The sequence below is a fragment of the Streptomyces spiramyceticus genome, assembly GCF_028807635.1.
GTDB lineage: Bacteria > Actinomycetota > Actinomycetes > Streptomycetales > Streptomycetaceae > Streptomyces > Streptomyces spiramyceticus.
The window spans coordinates 1,931,117-1,948,584 of record NZ_JARBAX010000001.1; the positions used below are offsets into that span (position 1 = coordinate 1,931,117).

The 17,468-nt window shown below is 68.4% G+C and carries 21 protein-coding genes; 15 read left to right on the forward strand and 6 right to left on the reverse strand.

Annotation, left to right across the window (positions count from 1 at the left end):
- Positions 1–39 precede the first annotated feature (39 nt).
- A complete protein-coding gene (locus PXH83_RS08750; RefSeq protein WP_274558527.1) occupies positions 40–1,254 on the forward strand; it encodes an FHA domain-containing protein in 1,215 nt (404 codons plus the stop codon).
- Between the two features lie 51 nt (positions 1,255–1,305).
- On the opposite strand, the gene PXH83_RS08755 is transcribed toward PXH83_RS08750, so the two are convergent.
- Entirely contained in the window at positions 1,306–2,277 is a 972-nt protein-coding gene (locus PXH83_RS08755; protein ID WP_274558529.1) for a methyltransferase domain-containing protein, read from the reverse strand.
- A gap of 99 nt (positions 2,278–2,376) precedes the next feature.
- Between PXH83_RS08755 and PXH83_RS08760 the strand changes: the two genes are divergently transcribed.
- Entirely contained in the window at positions 2,377–2,781 is a 405-nt protein-coding gene (locus PXH83_RS08760) for a globin (protein WP_274558531.1), read from the forward strand.
- A 166-nt stretch (positions 2,782–2,947) separates the two neighbouring features.
- Here PXH83_RS08760 and PXH83_RS08765 read toward each other — a convergent pair whose 3' ends face one another.
- Genes PXH83_RS08765 through ettA form a run of 3 tightly spaced genes read right to left on the reverse strand, consistent with a single transcriptional unit; the run spans position 2,948 to position 5,755 of the window.
- Positions 2,948–3,652, reverse strand: coding sequence for a DUF8010 domain-containing protein (locus tag PXH83_RS08765; protein WP_274558534.1), 705 nt, complete (start codon positions 3,650–3,652; stop codon positions 2,948–2,950).
- Complete coding sequence (locus tag PXH83_RS08770) at positions 3,649–4,089, reverse strand: acyl-CoA thioesterase (RefSeq protein ID WP_214918938.1); 441 nt, start codon at positions 4,087–4,089, stop codon at positions 3,649–3,651. Before PXH83_RS08770 ends, PXH83_RS08765 begins: the two co-directional genes overlap by 4 nt.
- 1 nt (position 4,090) lies before the next feature.
- A complete protein-coding gene (ettA, locus tag PXH83_RS08775; RefSeq protein ID WP_274558538.1) occupies positions 4,091–5,755 on the reverse strand; it encodes an energy-dependent translational throttle protein EttA in 1,665 nt (554 codons plus the stop codon).
- Positions 5,756–5,994: 239 nt separating this feature from the next.
- Between ettA and PXH83_RS08780 the strand changes: the two genes are divergently transcribed.
- Positions 5,995–6,198, forward strand: coding sequence for a hypothetical protein (locus PXH83_RS08780; protein WP_274558540.1), 204 nt, complete (start codon positions 5,995–5,997; stop codon positions 6,196–6,198).
- An 89-nt stretch (positions 6,199–6,287) separates the two neighbouring features.
- Here PXH83_RS08780 and PXH83_RS08785 read toward each other — a convergent pair whose 3' ends face one another.
- On the reverse strand, positions 6,288–6,431 hold the full coding sequence (locus tag PXH83_RS08785) for a hypothetical protein (RefSeq protein WP_274558543.1): 144 nt from the start codon (positions 6,429–6,431) through the stop codon (positions 6,288–6,290).
- A gap of 1,481 nt (positions 6,432–7,912) precedes the next feature.
- Between PXH83_RS08785 and PXH83_RS08790 the strand changes: the two genes are divergently transcribed.
- Complete coding sequence (locus PXH83_RS08790) at positions 7,913–9,313, forward strand: IS4 family transposase (RefSeq protein ID WP_274558545.1); 1,401 nt, start codon at positions 7,913–7,915, stop codon at positions 9,311–9,313.
- A 113-nt stretch (positions 9,314–9,426) separates the two neighbouring features.
- Positions 9,427–10,827 (forward strand): IS4 family transposase, encoded by a 1,401-nt coding sequence (locus tag PXH83_RS08795; RefSeq protein WP_274558545.1) that lies wholly within the window; start codon positions 9,427–9,429, stop codon positions 10,825–10,827.
- A 184-nt stretch (positions 10,828–11,011) separates the two neighbouring features.
- Here the strand turns inward: PXH83_RS08795 and PXH83_RS08800 are convergent, their stop codons facing one another.
- Positions 11,012–11,479 carry an NUDIX hydrolase gene (locus PXH83_RS08800; protein ID WP_274558547.1) on the reverse strand — a complete coding sequence of 156 codons (468 nt, stop codon included), beginning with the start codon at positions 11,477–11,479 and terminating at the stop codon, positions 11,012–11,014.
- Positions 11,480–11,497: 18 nt separating this feature from the next.
- Here PXH83_RS08800 and PXH83_RS08805 point away from each other — a divergent pair, with 18 nt between their 5' ends.
- The 10 genes from PXH83_RS08805 to repSA all read left to right on the forward strand — a co-directional run bounded on the left by PXH83_RS08805 (position 11,498) and on the right by repSA (position 17,467).
- Positions 11,498–12,277, forward strand: a complete 780-nt coding sequence (locus PXH83_RS08805) for a GntR family transcriptional regulator (protein ID WP_274558549.1) — start codon at positions 11,498–11,500, stop codon at positions 12,275–12,277.
- A gap of 138 nt (positions 12,278–12,415) precedes the next feature.
- Positions 12,416–12,772 carry an SCO3933 family regulatory protein gene (locus PXH83_RS08810; protein ID WP_274558551.1) on the forward strand — a complete coding sequence of 119 codons (357 nt, stop codon included), beginning with the start codon at positions 12,416–12,418 and terminating at the stop codon, positions 12,770–12,772.
- A gap of 2 nt (positions 12,773–12,774) precedes the next feature.
- Entirely contained in the window at positions 12,775–14,130 is a 1,356-nt protein-coding gene (locus PXH83_RS08815; RefSeq protein ID WP_274562732.1) for an FtsK/SpoIIIE domain-containing protein, read from the forward strand.
- A gap of 85 nt (positions 14,131–14,215) precedes the next feature.
- Positions 14,216–14,401, forward strand: a complete 186-nt coding sequence (locus PXH83_RS08820) for a hypothetical protein (RefSeq protein WP_274558553.1) — start codon at positions 14,216–14,218, stop codon at positions 14,399–14,401.
- Between the two features lie 78 nt (positions 14,402–14,479).
- Complete coding sequence (locus tag PXH83_RS08825; protein WP_274558555.1) at positions 14,480–15,112, forward strand: DUF2637 domain-containing protein; 633 nt, start codon at positions 14,480–14,482, stop codon at positions 15,110–15,112.
- A gap of 19 nt (positions 15,113–15,131) precedes the next feature.
- Positions 15,132–15,323 carry a mobile element transfer protein gene (locus PXH83_RS08830; RefSeq protein WP_274558557.1) on the forward strand — a complete coding sequence of 64 codons (192 nt, stop codon included), beginning with the start codon at positions 15,132–15,134 and terminating at the stop codon, positions 15,321–15,323.
- Entirely contained in the window at positions 15,323–15,478 is a 156-nt protein-coding gene (locus PXH83_RS08835; protein ID WP_274558559.1) for a hypothetical protein, read from the forward strand. Before PXH83_RS08830 ends, PXH83_RS08835 begins: the two co-directional genes overlap by 1 nt.
- A 23-nt stretch (positions 15,479–15,501) precedes the next feature.
- The gene (locus tag PXH83_RS08840) at positions 15,502–15,810 is read left to right on the forward strand and encodes a SpdD-like protein (RefSeq protein WP_420803136.1); all 309 of its coding nucleotides are present in this window, start codon (positions 15,502–15,504) and stop codon (positions 15,808–15,810) included.
- A 92-nt stretch (positions 15,811–15,902) separates the two neighbouring features.
- Positions 15,903–16,091: a hypothetical protein gene (locus tag PXH83_RS08845; protein WP_274558561.1), complete on the forward strand. Its 189-nt coding sequence runs from the start codon at positions 15,903–15,905 to the stop codon at positions 16,089–16,091.
- Complete coding sequence (gene repSA, locus PXH83_RS08850; protein WP_274558563.1) at positions 16,088–17,467, forward strand: replication initiator protein RepSA; 1,380 nt, start codon at positions 16,088–16,090, stop codon at positions 17,465–17,467. Before PXH83_RS08845 ends, repSA begins: the two co-directional genes overlap by 4 nt.
- Position 17,468 lies beyond the last annotated feature (1 nt).

Here is a 17,468-nt window from a genome sequence, read left to right on the forward strand (position 1 = left end):
GCGGCCTGCGGGCCGGACGAGAGAGGGGGAAGCGCCGACATGCCGACCTGCCCGAACGGACACCAGTCGGGTTCCGACGACTGGTGCGAGGTCTGCGGCCATCGCATGGCCGGCGCCGTGCCGCCGCCTCCCCCGCCGCCGCCCGCCCCCGGTTACGGCTACCCGCAGGGCGGCCCGCCCCCCGGCTACCCGGGCCAGGACGCCACCCAGCAGGCGGAGATCTGCCCGCAGTGCCGGACGCCGCGCGAGGCGATGGCGCCGTTCTGCGAGGAGTGCCGCTGGAACTACCTCACGAACACGGCGACCTCGTACACGCCGGTCGCCCCGCAGAACTCGGGCCAGGGCCCTGGTCCCGGCGGCCTCAACCTGCCGCCCGGCTTCCAGGCGCAGGAGCCCCCTCAGCCCCAGCACCCCCAGCCTCCGCAGCGGCAGGCGCCGCCGCAGGGGCCTCCTCCGCCGCCGCCCGCGCAACCTCAGCAGCCTCAGCAGGCGCAGCAGCCCCGTGACCCGTACGAGTACCAGGGCTCGCGGCCGTCGCAGATCAACCGCCCCGCCGAGCCGCTGGCGCCGGAGCAGTCGGGGCGCCAGGCCCCGCCGAGCCCGTTCCAGCAGCAGCAGGACACGTTCCAGCGGTCCGACGTCTTCCAGCAGCCTGCCCCTCCGTCGCCCCCGGCGTTCCAGCAGCAGGCGCCGCCGCCCGCGCCGCCGCAGCAACAGCAGCCGCAGCAGGGCAATGGCAACGACGACTGGATGCTGCCCCCGCCGTCGCAACAGCAGCAACAACAGCAACAGCAACAACCGCAGCACCAGCAGCAGATGCCCCAGCAGCACAGCCAGCCGACGGCCCCCGCGAGCTGGACGGCGACAGTGGGCCCCGACCGTGAGTACTTCATGGCGATGATGCAGCGCAGCGGCCCCGATGCGGCGGGCCTCAACCTGCCCGCGTACTCGCCCGAGCAGCAGCGCAGGCTCACCGGCAACCAGATCACCATCGGCCGCCGCCGCCACAGCACGGGCGAAGCTCCCGACATCGACCTGTCCGTACCGCCGGAGGACCCGGGCGTCTCGCACCAGCACGCGGTTCTGGTCCAGCAGCCCGACGGCTCCTGGGCGGTGGTCGACCAGAACTCGACCAACGGCACGACGGTGAACGGCGCGGAGGACCCGATCCAGCCCTACGTCCCGATCCCGCTCCAGGACGGCGACCGGGTGCATGTCGGCGCCTGGACGACGATCACGGTGCGGCGGGGCTGAGGACCTTCGTCCAGCGGGCCTTTGGGGGGCTGGGGGCTTGCCCCGAGCCCCCTATCGCATCGCACCACCCACCAGCGGCCACGCATACGGCCCCTGCGGGTCGTCCAGCCACGCCCACTCCCCCTCACCGGTGAGGGTCACCCCGAACCGCTCCCGCTCCGGCCGCCGCTCCCGGTGCCACAGCGCGAGCGCCTCGTACGGATCGAGGCTGCCCGCGGTCAGGCTCAGCATGAACTGGAAGAGGTCGTTCTCCATCGCCCTGCGCGGCAGTCCCCCCGCATACCTGGGCGCCGGCCCCGGCGAGCCGCCCCGCAGCGGGACGAAGTAGGCGGGCGTGTGCAGGAAGTGCCCCTCGGCGTGCGAGTCGTCCTGTACCACCAGTCCGATCAGCCCGGTCGCCAGCGGCGCCAGGATCCGCGCCCCGGGCCGGCACTGGGAAAGCCAGTCACGCGGTACGGACGGAAGCGCGCACGTCGCGATGATCCGGTCGAAGGGCGCACGCGCGGGGCAGCCGCGCGCGCCGTCACCGGTCACCACCACCGGGTCGTAACCGGCCGCCTCCAGATGCTTGCGCGCCGACTCGGTGATCTCCGGGTCGAGGTCGACGGTGGTCACCAGCTCCCCGCCGAGCCGGTGGGCGAGGAGTGCCGCGTTGTAGCCGGTGCCCGCGCCGATCTCCAGTACGGCATGCCCGTCCCGTACGTCCAGCTCCGTCAGCATTTTGGCCATCAGGGACGGCTGGCTGCTGGAGGAGATCAACTCGCCGTCGCGCACGCGAGTGGCCAGGGGCGTGTCCTCGTACACCCCGCGCAGCCAGCGCGCCCGCCGTTCCGGATCGGGGTCCTCGCCCCACAGCCGCTCGTAGCCTGTCGCGCCGCCGACGAAGTAGTACGGCACGAAAAGGTGGCGCGGGACCTCCGTGAAGGCCGCGCGCCAGGCAGGGTCCTCCAGAACCCCGGCGGCCACCAGCTCCTGCACGAGCGCCGCGCGGGCCTCGGCGTACATGTCGACGTCAGCGCCCATAGGCCCACTGTCGCGCGGCGTGCGGCAGGAAGCGAGTACCAGTCCGGCCGATGGTCCTAGGCCGAAGGTCTTCCGCCGCCCGTCTGAGACCATGGACCCGTGAAAGAGATTCCGCGAGGCACGCTTCAGGAGCAGACCTTCTACGAACGGGTCGGCGGCGAGGAGACCTTCCGGCGCCTGGTGCACCGCTTCTACCAGGGGGTCGCGGAGGATCCGCTGCTGCGGCCCATGTACCCGGAGGAGGATCTGGGCCCCGCCGAGGAGAGGCTTGCCCTCTTCCTGATGCAGTACTGGGGCGGCCCGCGTACGTACAGCGACGAGCGCGGCCATCCCCGCCTGCGGATGCGGCACGCGCCGTTCACCGTCGACAAGGCGGCTCACGACGCCTGGCTGAGGCACATGCGCGAGGCCGTCGACGGGCTCGGTCTCTCCGAGGAGCACGAGCAGGAGCTGTGGGGGTACCTGACGTACGCCGCGGCTTCGATGGTGAACACTGCAGAGTGACGCGGGTGCGTGGGCGGGGTGCGAGCGGGCCTTGCCCCGGACGGGCTGGTATTTCAGCCCGTGGGGGTCCCCCCTGGACGCAGTCCTTGGGGGAGTTTGAGGACTTTCGGGAAAGGGGCGGGGAGGGGAAAGCGCCGCAGGCAACCCGCACCGCACCACCGCCGAGCTAGACCGGCGCCACCGAGAGCGCCCCAAGCCCCGCCCGCCGCACAGCAATCGACCCGTACGGCGTACGAAGCCGAAGCCACGGCCCGGCCGCCAGCAAGGCGAGCGGCTCCGCACCGGCGCCCTCACCGCCGCCGGCAGCCGAGGACGCCCCGGCCCGCACCGGCCGCAAAAACCCCAGCGCCTGAGCCGCGTGCACCGCACGCAACGGCAGCCCGGACCCGCCCAGCTGCCTCGACCAGATCTCGTCCGCGAGCGCGTCGAGCCCCGCCCGGGTCCGCCGCTGCGAATCCAACTCCTCGCTGCGGGCCCGGAATTCGCGGACCGCGGCGGCAGCCGCGCCCCGCAGATCGTCCGCCGCCAGCTCGGCAACCCGCTTCCAGCCACCCTGCGGCGGCAGCACCCCGGCCCACGGCTTACCGGTCACCGCCGGCGGCACAGACACCAGCCCGACCTGCTCGTCGATGCCCTCCAGAAGCTGCCCGGCCGACACGGTCGTGTCCAGTTCGACGGGCGCGGCGATCTCCACCGTACGGACAGCAAGCACGCCGCCCCCGAAGGGCGGCTGCCCGAAGACGGCCAGCGCCGATCCGTGCCCCTGCAGCCGTACGACCGCGGTCTTGTCCCAGTGGATCAGCCGGGCCAGGAAGGCGACGAGATCCGCCGCCTCCCCGGCATCGGCCGGCGTGAGACGCTGTGCCGTCATGCGGCCACGGCCTCCTGCTGGCGATCCTGACCGTCGTCCAGGTACGCCTGGAGGAAGCGCTTCTCCTCCGCCGAGATACGACGGGGCCGCGCCGCCTCCAGGTCGTACGGCACGACGACGGTCGAGGCCCGTACGTACACGGTGTCCTCGTCCTTGATCTCGTACGCGATCGTCAGGGACGCCGCGCCTATCTTCGTGACCCAGGACTCGATGGTCACCGGCTCGTGCCGGTGGACCAGCGGCAGCTTGTAGTCGATCTCGTGCCGGGCCACGACGGACCCGCCGGAGAACGACGGCGAGCCGTCCCCCGGCGCCAGCCGGAACATGAAGTCGATCCGCGCTTCCTCCAGGTAGCGGAGGAAGACGACGTTGTTGACATGCCCGAAGGCATCCATGTCCGACCAGCGCAGGGGGCAGGAGTAGATGTGCCGGCTCACATCAGCCCCGGGTGAGCTTCTTGTACGTCGCGCGGTGCGGGCGAGTCGCGTCCGCACCGAGGCGCTCGACCTTGTTCTTCTCGTACGACTCGAAGTTGCCCTCGAACCAGTACCACTTGGACTCGCCCTCGTAGGCGAGGATGTGCGTCGCCACCCGGTCGAGGAACCAGCGGTCGTGGGAGATGACCACGGCCGCACCGGGGAACTCCAGCAGCGCGTTCTCCAGGGAGGAGAGCGTCTCGACGTCGAGGTCGTTGGTCGGCTCGTCGAGGAGGAGCAGGTTGCCGCCCTCCTTGAGGGTCAGCGCCAGGTTGAGGCGGTTGCGCTCACCGCCCGACAGGACACCGGCGGGCTTCTGCTGGTCGGGGCCCTTGAAGCCGAAGGCGGAGACGTAGGCCCGCGAGGGCATCTCGACCTGGCCGACGTTGATGTAGTCCAGCTCGTCCGACACGACCGCCCAGAGGGTCTTCTTGGGGTCGATGTTGGCGCGGCTCTGGTCGACGTACGAGATCTTGACCGTCTCGCCGATCTTGACCTGGCCGGAGTCCGGCGTCTCCAGGCCCTGGATCATCTTGAAGAGAGTGGTCTTGCCGGCGCCGTTGGGGCCGATGACGCCCACGATGCCGTTGCGCGGCAGCGTGAAGCTCAGGTCATCGATCAGAACCTTCTCGCCGAACGCCTTCGACAGGTTCTCGACCTCGACGACGATCGAACCGAGACGCGGGCCCGGCGGGATCTGGATCTCCTCGAAGTCCAGCTTCCGCATCTTGTCCGCCTCGGCGGCCATCTCCTCGTACCGGGCGAGACGCGCCTTCGACTTGGTCTGGCGGCCCTTGGCGTTGGAGCGGACCCATTCGAGCTCTTCCTTGAGCCGCTTGGCGCGCTTCTCGTCCTTGCGGCCCTCGACCTTGAGGCGGGCGGACTTCTTGTCGAGGTACGTGGAGTAGTTGCCCTCGTAGGGGATCGCGCGGCCGCGGTCGAGCTCAAGGATCCACTCGGCGACGTTGTTCAGGAAGTACCGGTCGTGGGTGACGGCGACAACGGCGCCCGCGTACTTCGAGAGGTGCTGCTCCAGCCAGTTCACCGACTCGGCGTCGAGGTGGTTGGTGGGCTCGTCGAGGAGGAGCAGGTCGGGGGCCTCGATCAGCAGCTTGCAGAGCGCGACGCGGCGCTTCTCGCCACCGGAGAGGTTGGTGACGGGCCAGTCGCCGGGCGGGCAGCCCAGCGCGTCCATGGCCTGCTCCAGCTGGCCGTCGAGGTCCCAGGCGTTGGAGTGGTCCAGGTCCTCCTGGAGCTTGCCCATCTCGTCCATCAGGGCGTCGGAGTAGTCGGTCGCCATGAGCTCGGCGACCTCGTTGAACCGCTGGAGCTTGCCCATGATCTCGGCGGCGCCGTCCTGGACGTTCTCCAGGACCGTCTTCGACTCGTCGAGCTTCGGCTCCTGCATGAGGATGCCGACGCTGTATCCGGGCGACAGGAACGCGTCACCGTTGGACGGCTGCTCCAGGCCGGCCATGATCTTCAGCACCGTGGACTTACCGGCACCGTTGGGACCCACCACACCGATTTTCGCGCCGGGCAGGAAGCTCAGCGTGACGTCGTCAAGGATGACCTTGTCGCCGTGCGCCTTGCGCGTCTTGCGCATCGTGTAGATGTACTCAGCCAAGAGAAACCGTCCGGCAATCGATGTGTGGGCAGATACACCCCATCTTGCCTGACGGCTACCCCGCGGAGGAAACGAGTACGGTCGGGAGCCCGTGACCTCGCCGTTCCTAGATCGCTTCGGTAGTTGAACTGTCACTGGTTGTCGATATTGGTCACCCTTGAGCCGCCTTGCACGGCCCAGCCACGGCCCGGCGATCAGCAGAAGTCGCAGCTTCCATGGCGTGGGGAGACGCTTGCCCCATGAGCGAACACCTATCGATCTGGGTAAGCGAAGCAGCAGATGGGATCAAGATCAGAATGGGGCTATCGCGTGATCTGATTGCCCGGCTTGCGGGCGAGACAGGCGACGACGGGACAGTGGTGTACGGTACGCGCCTCACCTCCAGCGGCCCCGACTATCTCATTCAGAGTGTGGAGCTGTGGAGGCTCCCCGACGACGCTTGACCGTGCCCACGCGGTCAGTGAAGTCTCAATGGGCGAGTCAAGTCGGCTGCGCGGCTTCGGGCCCCGACTTGCGCCGGGGCCCTGGGCTGTCAGCCTTCGATCGCGTCGTAGCCGTAGTGGTCGCGCGGGTCGTAGCCGGGGTTCTCGTCCGGGCAGAGCGTGACGTCGTCGGAGTCGTCGGCGTACGGGTTGGGGACCAGGCCGTCTACGCACTGGGGGTTGGGGCAGCTCATGGTGTGCTCCTTCGAGGTCGGTGCCGCTGTCCTGATGGGCTCCGCCCAGCACGGTTCTGGGAGGGCGCACAAGGTGGAGCACCCCACGTCTGAACGACCTTGTGCGCCCTCCCAGGTTCGTGCTGCCCTTGGGCATCAGGACAGCGGCGCCGACCGGCAGGACCAACGACGGCGCTCGAAACCGCCCACGGCCGATACCCGCACACCGACCCCAGCCAGCCCCAGCATCAGGCGACCGACGGTCCCAACCGCAACCCCGGCACGCCAGCTCACGACAGCCCGCAGGCGTCCACGCGGTCGGTGGAGTCTCAATGGGCTGCGTCAAGCCCCAGGAGGTGGGATCAGTAGCCGAAGTGACTCGCCGGGTTTCTGACCTGCGGGCCGCGTATTCGGTCACCTCGCTGAGCAGGTGCTGAGCTGTCGGCAGTTGTCAGCATTGGTCATCGTTGAGCGCCCTTCTACGGCCCCAAGACGGCCCGGGAGGGCGCTCAATGCGCGACACGACACCCGCCGAGTTCGATCAGCCGGGGCCTGCTGCCTTGTGCGGCTGCCTCTGAGGTCCAAGATCCTCGGCGCTTAGAGGCTTCGATAGATCAACCATCCGCCGAGAACGAGGAGCGTCGGAGAGCCCACGAACCAGATCGCCATACCTGCCTGTTGCAGTCGACCATTGGCGACCTTACGGCTCAGAACGCCTATCAACGGTAGGCCTAGGAGGATCACAAGCACGCCGACGAGAAGGTCCATGCTGTCCGCCCCAAAGGTCGCAGCTACTGAGTCGGAGCATCGTATACGGTCTTGAAAACCGTCGTGGCAGCGATGTCACCGTGGGTTCAAATCCCACACCCACCGCAGGTGAACGGCCTCTGACCAGGCGAATCGGTCAGGGGCCGTTGGCATGTCGGTGCACTGTGATCGCCTGGTGTTTCCCGTGACTCCCCGCTCGATCGGGCACGTGAGGGGCACGGCCCACTGTGGGACCCTGGAGGTACCAACCAGGATCTTGGTGGTGGTGCGCCATGGTTAAGTGTTCATGGAAGTGTGTCGAACCGAACTGCCGGGTTGAAAAGGGTCCAGTCTTCGAGACTGAAGAAGAGGCAGTGGCATCTGCGCAGAAACACGCCGAGGAGCCGGGGCACTCCTATCCCGAGGATGTCTACCCGGTACATATGTCTGACGCAGCGGCTCAAAGTTGGTGATGAGCAAGGCTGTGCGCGGCATGTGGGGGACTCCCAGAGGTCGGCGGAGCGGCTTTGGGCTGGAGCTGCTTTGGGGCGAGTGATCATGGCCCCTTACGCTGGCCGCGATTCGGGCAGCACCTAGCCTGCCCGCAATAGCCCGAATCGGGGCCATGATCTTAGAGGCTCGCCCCAAAGTGGCTGCCTAAAGCCCAAGGCCATGAAGTTAAGGCTTCGGGGCTGTTGGCAAGGGGGGATCTGGCTGAGTGCCGGACGTAGGAAGCGGAGCCCCGGTAGAACGGCTTGTCCGCCAAGACGAGTCGTTTGAATACGGGAGCTCCGCTGTCCAGTCAGTGTGTCATCACGCGTGAAATCACGGTAGCCGAGGGTGTGTTCGCGCCTGGTCATCTGGGAGAGCTCACCCGCATTGTTCCCTTTGAGATGGTCGATGCCGTGCTCGTCGAGACCGGCGCGAGCCAGCGTCGGTTACGGAAACTACCTGCTCGCGTGGTGGTCTACCTGCTGCTGGCAGCCGCCTTGTTCGAGGAATGCGGCTACCTCGCCGTCTGGCGCAGGCTCACCGCCTCGCTGAACTCGATACCGATACCGAAGATCACCGCGACGGCGTTGTGGGACGCGCGGACCCGGCTTGGGGTGCACCCGATGCGGGCCCTGTTCGATCTTCTACGCGGGCCGGCCTCGGCGATCCGCACGGCCGGGGCCCACTGGGCCGGAATGTTGGTCGTCGCGATCGACGGCACTCATCTGGACGTCGCCGACGATCCGGCGATACGCGCCACGCTGGGGAAGAGCTCCAACCAGTACACCGCAGCCTCGGGCTACCCGCAGGTCCTGCTGGTCGCGCTGGTGGCCTGCGGGACACGCGCGGTGATCGACGCGGTTTTCGGCCCCAGCAAACCCGGGGAGTCCATCCTGGGGCGCCGCCTGGTGCGGTCCCTGCATCCGGGCATGCTCGTCCTGCTCGACCGGGGCTTCGCCACCGCGGGCTTCCTGACTGCCACGGCCGCACGCGCTCACTTCCTGGCCCGCCTTTCTGCCAGCTGGAAGCCCCCGGTCCTGGCCCGCTATCCCGACGGCTCGTTCCTCTCCCGCCTGGCCGGCACCGAAGTCCGCATCGTGGCTTGCGAGATCACCATCGCTACCAGCCAAGGCCGGCGCACCGGCACCTATCGCCTGGCCACCACTCTGCTCGACCATCACACCCACCCCGCCTTCGAGCTGGTCAGGCTCTACCACGAACGCTGGGAAGTGGAATCGGCCTACTTCGAGATCAAGAAAACGATGCTCGGACGACGCGTTCTGCGCTCGCGCTCCTGGCCGGGTATCGCCCAGGAAATCTACGCCCTGCTCGTCGGCTACCAGCTGATCCGGATCGCGATCTCGGACGCCGCCCACACCGCTGGTGTCGATCCGGACCGGTGCAGCTTTACCACCGCCTTAAACACCGCGCGGGACCAGGTCGTCCAGGCGGCGGGCGTGATCGCCGACACCGTGATCGACCTCGTCGGCACGATCGGAGCCTCGGTACTCGGCGCACTCATCCCCGCCAGACGCCTTCGCCTCAGCCCCCGCGCGGTTAAGAGACCGTTGTCCCGCTACGCGTACAAGAGCCTCAAAATCAACCGCCGCACCTACAAAGCCACAGTCGGCATCGACATCTCACCTCCACCGATCAGCCCTTAACTTCATGGCCTTGGCCTAAAGCCCAAGGCCATGAAGTTAAGGCTTCGGGGCTGTTGGCAAGGGGGGATCTGGCTGAGTGCCGGACGTAGGAAGCGGAGCCCCGGTAGAACGGCTTGTCCGCCAAGACGAGTCGTTTGAATACGGGAGCTCCGCTGTCCAGTCAGTGTGTCATCACGCGTGAAATCACGGTAGCCGAGGGTGTGTTCGCGCCTGGTCATCTGGGAGAGCTCACCCGCATTGTTCCCTTTGAGATGGTCGATGCCGTGCTCGTCGAGACCGGCGCGAGCCAGCGTCGGTTACGGAAACTACCTGCTCGCGTGGTGGTCTACCTGCTGCTGGCAGCCGCCTTGTTCGAGGAATGCGGCTACCTCGCCGTCTGGCGCAGGCTCACCGCCTCGCTGAACTCGATACCGATACCGAAGATCACCGCGACGGCGTTGTGGGACGCGCGGACCCGGCTTGGGGTGCACCCGATGCGGGCCCTGTTCGATCTTCTACGCGGGCCGGCCTCGGCGATCCGCACGGCCGGGGCCCACTGGGCCGGAATGTTGGTCGTCGCGATCGACGGCACTCATCTGGACGTCGCCGACGATCCGGCGATACGCGCCACGCTGGGGAAGAGCTCCAACCAGTACACCGCAGCCTCGGGCTACCCGCAGGTCCTGCTGGTCGCGCTGGTGGCCTGCGGGACACGCGCGGTGATCGACGCGGTTTTCGGCCCCAGCAAACCCGGGGAGTCCATCCTGGGGCGCCGCCTGGTGCGGTCCCTGCATCCGGGCATGCTCGTCCTGCTCGACCGGGGCTTCGCCACCGCGGGCTTCCTGACTGCCACGGCCGCACGCGCTCACTTCCTGGCCCGCCTTTCTGCCAGCTGGAAGCCCCCGGTCCTGGCCCGCTATCCCGACGGCTCGTTCCTCTCCCGCCTGGCCGGCACCGAAGTCCGCATCGTGGCTTGCGAGATCACCATCGCTACCAGCCAAGGCCGGCGCACCGGCACCTATCGCCTGGCCACCACTCTGCTCGACCATCACACCCACCCCGCCTTCGAGCTGGTCAGGCTCTACCACGAACGCTGGGAAGTGGAATCGGCCTACTTCGAGATCAAGAAAACGATGCTCGGACGACGCGTTCTGCGCTCGCGCTCCTGGCCGGGTATCGCCCAGGAAATCTACGCCCTGCTCGTCGGCTACCAGCTGATCCGGATCGCGATCTCGGACGCCGCCCACACCGCTGGTGTCGATCCGGACCGGTGCAGCTTTACCACCGCCTTAAACACCGCGCGGGACCAGGTCGTCCAGGCGGCGGGCGTGATCGCCGACACCGTGATCGACCTCGTCGGCACGATCGGAGCCTCGGTACTCGGCGCACTCATCCCCGCCAGACGCCTTCGCCTCAGCCCCCGCGCGGTTAAGAGACCGTTGTCCCGCTACGCGTACAAGAGCCTCAAAATCAACCGCCGCACCTACAAAGCCACAGTCGGCATCGACATCTCACCTCCACCGATCAGCCCTTAACTTCATGGCCTTGGCCTAAAGCCGTGGAGCCGACCGCCCCAGCCACAGCGGGTTTCCTCCCATCCCCGAGCACGCAGCGCGCGCCGTTGGCGCGGCGGCCGCTGGCGAAGACAGGGCGGCGGCCGCGCCGAAGACGGCGTGCGCCCCGCGCCGTGCGCGGGGTCTTGATGAAGTAGGGAAACTCTTACCGCGCTGGGATCAGGTGCTTGCCGTCGTGGCTCCGGACGTGGGGTCCGTCCCCGCCCAGAGCATCGAGCAGACGAACTGCGTAGACCTCGGACATCCGCTCGGCGACCTCCTCGGGTGTCAGCCAGTCAACAGCCGTCGATTCGGTCGAGGTGCGCTCAGTGCCTCCGGAGGGCTTGCAGCGGAAGACCAAGGCGACGATGCCTCGGGACGTGTTCTTGTAGACGCCGGTGAGCTGGTCGACCTCAACGTGAATGCCGGTCTCTTCCCAGACTTCGCGGCAGACGCCCTCTTCCGGTGACTCCGTCAACTCCAGGACTCCGCCCGGCAGCTCCCACGTTCCGTTGTCGGCACGGCGGATCGCCAGGAACCGGCCATCTTCGCGCAGCACGGCCCCAGCCACGGACACACTGTGCTTCGGCGTTGACGGGGATTCCTGGACGCTGTTACTCATGTACAGGAGCATAGGAGAGTGAGTAGGTCGATGGGAACTGCGGTAGGAGGTGGGAGGGCCGTACCTCGGTACGTGCAGATCGCTGACGAGATCGTTCAGCAGATCCGGGCGGGAGTCCTCAAGCCTGGTGACACGGTGCCGAGTGAGTCTGAACTGGTCGAACGCTACGGCGTATCGGGCGGAACGATCCGTAAGGCCATGGTTGAGGTCCGCGCGAGCGGCCTGGTGGAGACCCGGCACGGCAAGGGATCGACGGTAAAGGCCCGGCCCCCGGTGCGTCACCGGTCGTCGGACCGCTTCAGGCGATCACATCGCAAGGGCGGCAAGGCCGCGTACCTCGCTGAGTCCGAACAGGCTGGCGCCACCGCCAAAGTCAGCGTGTTGTTCATTGGCCCAGCCCATGCCCCCGAGGAGATCGCCGAACGACTCGGAGTCGATCCCGGAGCCCAGGTGCTGGCCCGGCGTCGCCTCTACTTCCGCAACGGCACCCCGGTGGAAACTGCCACGTCCTACCTCCCCTGGGACGTTGTTAAGGACATCCCCGAGCTGTTCTCCGAGAACCCCGGCCCTGGTGGGATCTACGCCAGGCTGGAGGACGACGGCCATGTCTTCGCCGAGTTCGTCGAGACCCTTCAAGCGCGGCCAGCTTCCAAGGCTGAGGCGTCCGAGCTGGCATTGAGCCCCGGGGCTCCGGTGGTTCATCTCGTACGCAATGCCGTAACCGAAGAGGGCCGTGTGGTCGAGGTCTGCGACACGCTCATGGCTGCTGACCAGTTCGTTTTCAGCTACCGCATCCCTGCCGCCGACTGACGCTCACTCAACTCCCCTCAGCCCGCTGCGATTTCTTCTTCGCAGCGGGTTGACTCATGTACAGGAGTGCTGCACTCTTCTTAATGTCACTCATATACATGAGTGACGGAGTCGAACCCCTCTACAGGAGTGATCTAGATGCGTCAGATCCCCGTCGACACTTCCGCCGCCATGGTGATGGTGGCTCAGCCTCCGCAGGTCAAGGTGAAGGACCGCCGTACCGGTGAGCTCGCTATAGACGCCGAGACCGGTGCCCAGTTGATGACCGTGGATGTGCTGTTCGCCTCCAACGGTGAAGCCGAAGTGCTGACCGTCACGGTTCCCCAGCCGGGCATCACCGGTGAGCTGGTCATGGGTACCCCGGTCGCTCTGACTGGCCTGACCGCCCGGCCGTGGGAAAACGAGTTCGGCGGCCAGAAGCGGCACGGGATCAGCTTCCGCGCTGTCGCGGTGACGTCGCTGGCTGAGGGTGCTTCGAAGCAGAAGGCTGCCTGATGATGTCGTGGCTGACCGCGTTACTGCTGCTGGTCGTCGTCGCTGCGGGCCTCCTGCGGTGGCAGCGCCCGGCCTGGTACTGGCTGACCTTCGGGGTCACCCTCGCCGCGCTGCGGGTCCTGGTCCGCTACGCCTCGGTCATGGACGCCTGCGGGCTGACCGTCCCGCCCTCCCGCTGGCGTCTCCACCTGGCCCGGGCGGCCCGCCGCCCGGCACCGGAGAGTCGTCCGCCGCAGATCCTGCGGCTGCGCCCAACCCGCACCGGCCTGGTCCTGCGGCTCAAGCTCCGCCCCGGCCAGGACGCGTTCGATGTGGCTGCGGCCACGGACCGGCTACGCCACTCGTTCGCCATGTACGGCGTCACCTCGCGCGAACTGCGCTCCGGGGTAGTCGAGTTGCGGATGACCGGCTACGACGTCCTCAAGCGGGTGCAGATGCCCGCCAAGGTCGACCGCTCACCGACGCGGGTCCCGGTGGCGTTGCGTGAGGACGGTGGCGTGCACTACCGCGACTACCGGCAGATGCCGCACGCCCTGACCCTGGGCGCCACCAAGTCCGGCAAGTCGGTGTACCAACGCAACCTGGTCGCCGAACTCGCCCCGCAGGACGTCGCTCTGGTCGGCATCGACTGCAAGCAGGGTGTGGAGCTGTTCCCGCTGGCCCGCCGCTTCTCCGCGCTCGCCGACAACCCCGACACCGCCGCCGAACTCCTCGACGCCCTGGTGTCCCACATGGAAGGGGTCTACCAGCTCATCCGCGCCGAGCAGCGCATCACCGCCGACGTGCCCGATGCGGAGATCGCCGCCGACATCTGGGACCTGCCCGACCACCTGCGCCCGACCCCCATCGTCCTGCTCGTTGACGAGGTCGCGGAACTGGCGCTGTTTGCCTCCAAGGAGGAGGAGAAGCGCAGGGACCGGATCATCACCGCCCTGGTCCGCCTCGCTCAGCTCGGACGGGCCGCCGGGATCTACCTGGAGATCTGCGGACAGCGCTTCGGCTCCGAACTCGGCAAGGGCATCACCATGCTCCGCGCCCAGCTCACCGGCCGCACCGCCCACCGCGTCAACGACGAATCGTCCGCCAACATGGCCTTCGGCGACATCGCCCCCGACGCCGTACTCGCCGCAATCCAGATCCCCACCGACACACCCGGCCTCGCCGTCACCGGGGACTCCACCGGCGGATGGGCCCGCATCCGCTCACCGCACACCACGCTGCGCCAGGCCGTCAACGCCTGCAACCGGCACGCCGACCGCACCCCGGACGTGCCCGAACTCGCCGTCTTCCGGCCCGTGCTGCCGCACCTTGCCCCAGTCCCCGCCCCGTCTGTCGAAACGGCCCCGGCCGCGGCCTGATCTCTCCTCGCTCGACCGGTCGGCGTGACCGCATCACGCCAGGTCCCTACCCGATCCATGCCGCAACCCGGAAGGAGCACCACCCATGACCGCACGCAAGACCACCGCCGCCCGCAAGCGTCCCGCGAAGAAGTGCCCGGACTGCAAGGGCACGGGCGAGATCACCGAGACCGTCCGCGTCGGCTCCGCCCGCAAGTACCGCGAGACGACCGATCAGCAGTCCGCGTTGTGCCTGGCCTGCTTCGGCACCGGCCACGCCGCCACGAACTGATCACAGCGCTGGGACGGGCGGTCGGACCTACGTGCCCCGCTCGTCCCGGCTCCCAATCCCGACAAGGAGGTGAAGACCATGACCCGCACGATCCGCCCTGACGCTGTCCTCGTACAGGCCGTGATTGCCGGGGCTCTGTCCTTCGCCCACCTGCATGACCTTGCCGCCGCTGCCGGACAGACCGGTTGGAAGGCATGGGCTTACCCGATCTCGGTGGACCTGCTCTTGGTCGCGGCCTGGCGACGCCTTCGGGGTGGCGGTCGGTCCCGTCTGGCGTGGTGCTGGTTCCTCATCGCCCTGGTCGCCTCGCTCGGTGCGAACGTCGCTACCGCTGGGTTCCTCGACCTGGCCAACCCTCCGGCCTGGCTGCGCTTCAGCGTTGCCGGATGGCCCGCGCTCGCCTTCCTCGGCGGCACCCTCCTGGCCCACACACCCACTCCGGTCACGGTCCCGCCGGCGGATCCGCCCCCGGCCGATGACCTGGACCCCGAGCTGCTCGAACGCGACGAAACCCTGGCCCCCGAAGCTGCCCCGGCACTGCCCGCACCGCCCGCCGTCACTGCCGTTCCGCCCGCCTTGGTGGAGCACGCCCGCAAGGTCGCTGACGACCACCGTGCGCGTACCGGCTCTGTGATCGACGCCGACACCCTGCGCGCCCGGCTCGGTGTCCCTGCCCCGATGGCCGATGCCATCGCTGCCCAACTCGCCTGAGAGACAAGGAGATCGGATCATGCCTGCCCGCGATTTCTTCCACTCCGTGATGCGGATCGGACCAGTGCAGATCGGCACCCACCGCGACCGCCACGGCCGCACCAAACACGCCGCCGTATGCACTGCCGACCGTTGCGGGTGGTCCTCGGACTTCTCCAGCCAGTCCGCCGCCCAGCTCGCCGCCCGCACCCACCGCTGCCAGGTCCGCTGATGGACGTCCCGCTCTGGATCGCCCTGATCGCCGTCGGCTGGCTCGGCATCAAGCTCATCCGCCCGCCCGCATGGCTCGTGATCGTGCTCCTGCTCGGCGGCTACCTCCTCGCCGACAGCCTGCTCGCACCCGCCATCGACACCGCCATCAAGTAACCCGCCGCAGGAAGGAAGATCCCGTGTTCAAGCCCAAGTACCCAACGCCTGACACCTACACCATCACCAGCCTGCCCGCCGCCACGACCTCGGCCCTGGTGCAGCAGCACTCGGCTCCCGCTCCGGCTCCCCAGGCCGCTCGTCAGGCCCCGGCGGTGCAGCTCACCCCCGGCGCGCTGGTCGCTCTCGTCGGTGGTGGCGTCGCAGCGGTGCTCGTGGTCGGCGCGGTGCTGGTCTCCATGCTCCTTGCGGTCGCCGTCACCGCTGTCTCCGTCGGGGTGTGCGCCGTCGTCCTGCGCTTGCTCCTGAACTCCAGCAACCTGCACCGCTGACCGGCCCCCGGGGCGGCCTCTACCGCCAAGTTTCGTCCGCCCCGGGAGCCGTGCCCCTGCCCGAACCACTGATCCGGAAGGAACAACCCATCATGGCCCACCGCCCGACCACCACGGCCCGCATCTGCTCGGACTGCGACGGCTTCGCCTCCGCCGCGATCACCCTCGGCGGTCGCGACCGCACCGGCCACCGGCGCACGATCACCGCGCACTGCCCGGCTTGCCACGGCACCGGCACCCGGCCCGCCCGCACCGCCGCGACGGCCGGGAGCCGCGCATGACCGAGACCCTCACGGGTCTGGACCCGACCACCCTGGGGGACCTCCTCCGGGTGGCCGGGTCTCCGGACTTCCACCGCTGGCAAGACCAGATCCGCCGCACCGGCGGCTGCGCCAACCCCATCCACCTCACCGGCTGGACCCTCGCCAAGGACAAGACCACCGGCGAGACCCTCCACCACTACACCACCGAGCATGAGCCCGGCGGACGGCTCCGGGTCGCCTGCGGCAATCGGCGCGCTTCACGCTGCCCGGCCTGCGCCTGGACCTACGCCGGAGACACCTACCACCTGATCCGCGCCGGACTCGCCGGAGACGACGCCAAGGACATTCCCGCGACCGTGCGCGAACACCCTCGGGTCTTCGCCACCCTCACCGCCCCGTCCTTCGGCCCCGTCCACAACCGGCCTTCCTCCGGCCGCTGCCGCTGCGGCACCACCCACCCAGACGGTGACCCCGTCCTCGGCACGGCGCTCGACCCGGCGACGTACGACTACGCGGGTGCGGTGCTGTTCAACAACCACGCCGGGGAACTGTGGCAGCGCTTCGCCAACCGGCTCCGCCGAGAGATCGCTGCCCGTGCCGGAATCTCACAGCGCGAACTCGGCGACACGGCGCGCGTCTCGTACGGCAAGGTCGCAGAGTTCCAAAAGCGCGGAGCGATCCACTTCCATGCCGTGATCCGTCTCGACGGACCCGATGGACCCGAGAGCGCGCCGCCCTCGTGGGCCTCCGTGACCCTGCTGAGTGACGCGATACGCGCTGCCGCCGCGCACTCGTACACGACGGTGACCGTGCCCGCCGCCGACGGGCAGCCGTGCCGGCCGTTTCGCTGGGGCACCCAGCTCGACGTTCGGCCCATCCGCGCCTTCGACGACGGAGCCGACATCACCGAGCAGGCCGTTGCCTCCTACGTCGCCAAGTACGCCACCAAAGCAGCCGAGACGACCGGCACCCTGGACCGCCGTATCGGGGAGCTGGCGGAACTGGACCGCCACGACATACCCGAACACGCCCAACGGCTCATCCGGGCCTGCTGGGACCTGGACCCCCTCTACCCCGAACGACGGCTCTGGGCCTGGGCTCACATGCTCGGCTTTCGCGGCCACTTCTCGTCCAAGTCCCGCCGCTACTCCACCACCCTTGGTGCCCTGCGCCAGATCCGCGCCGACTACCGCGCCGCCCAAGAACGCGAAGCACTCGGACTCGACGACCGCGAGCCGGACACCGTGCTCGTCCTCGCCGACTGGCAATACGCCGGACACGGCCACACCCCCGGCGAATCCGCCCTCGCCGCCACCATCGCCCGAGACCTACAGCTCAACCGCGAAACCGTCCGCGAAGCACTCGCAGACCTCGACCACGCCGGGGAGTGGTGAC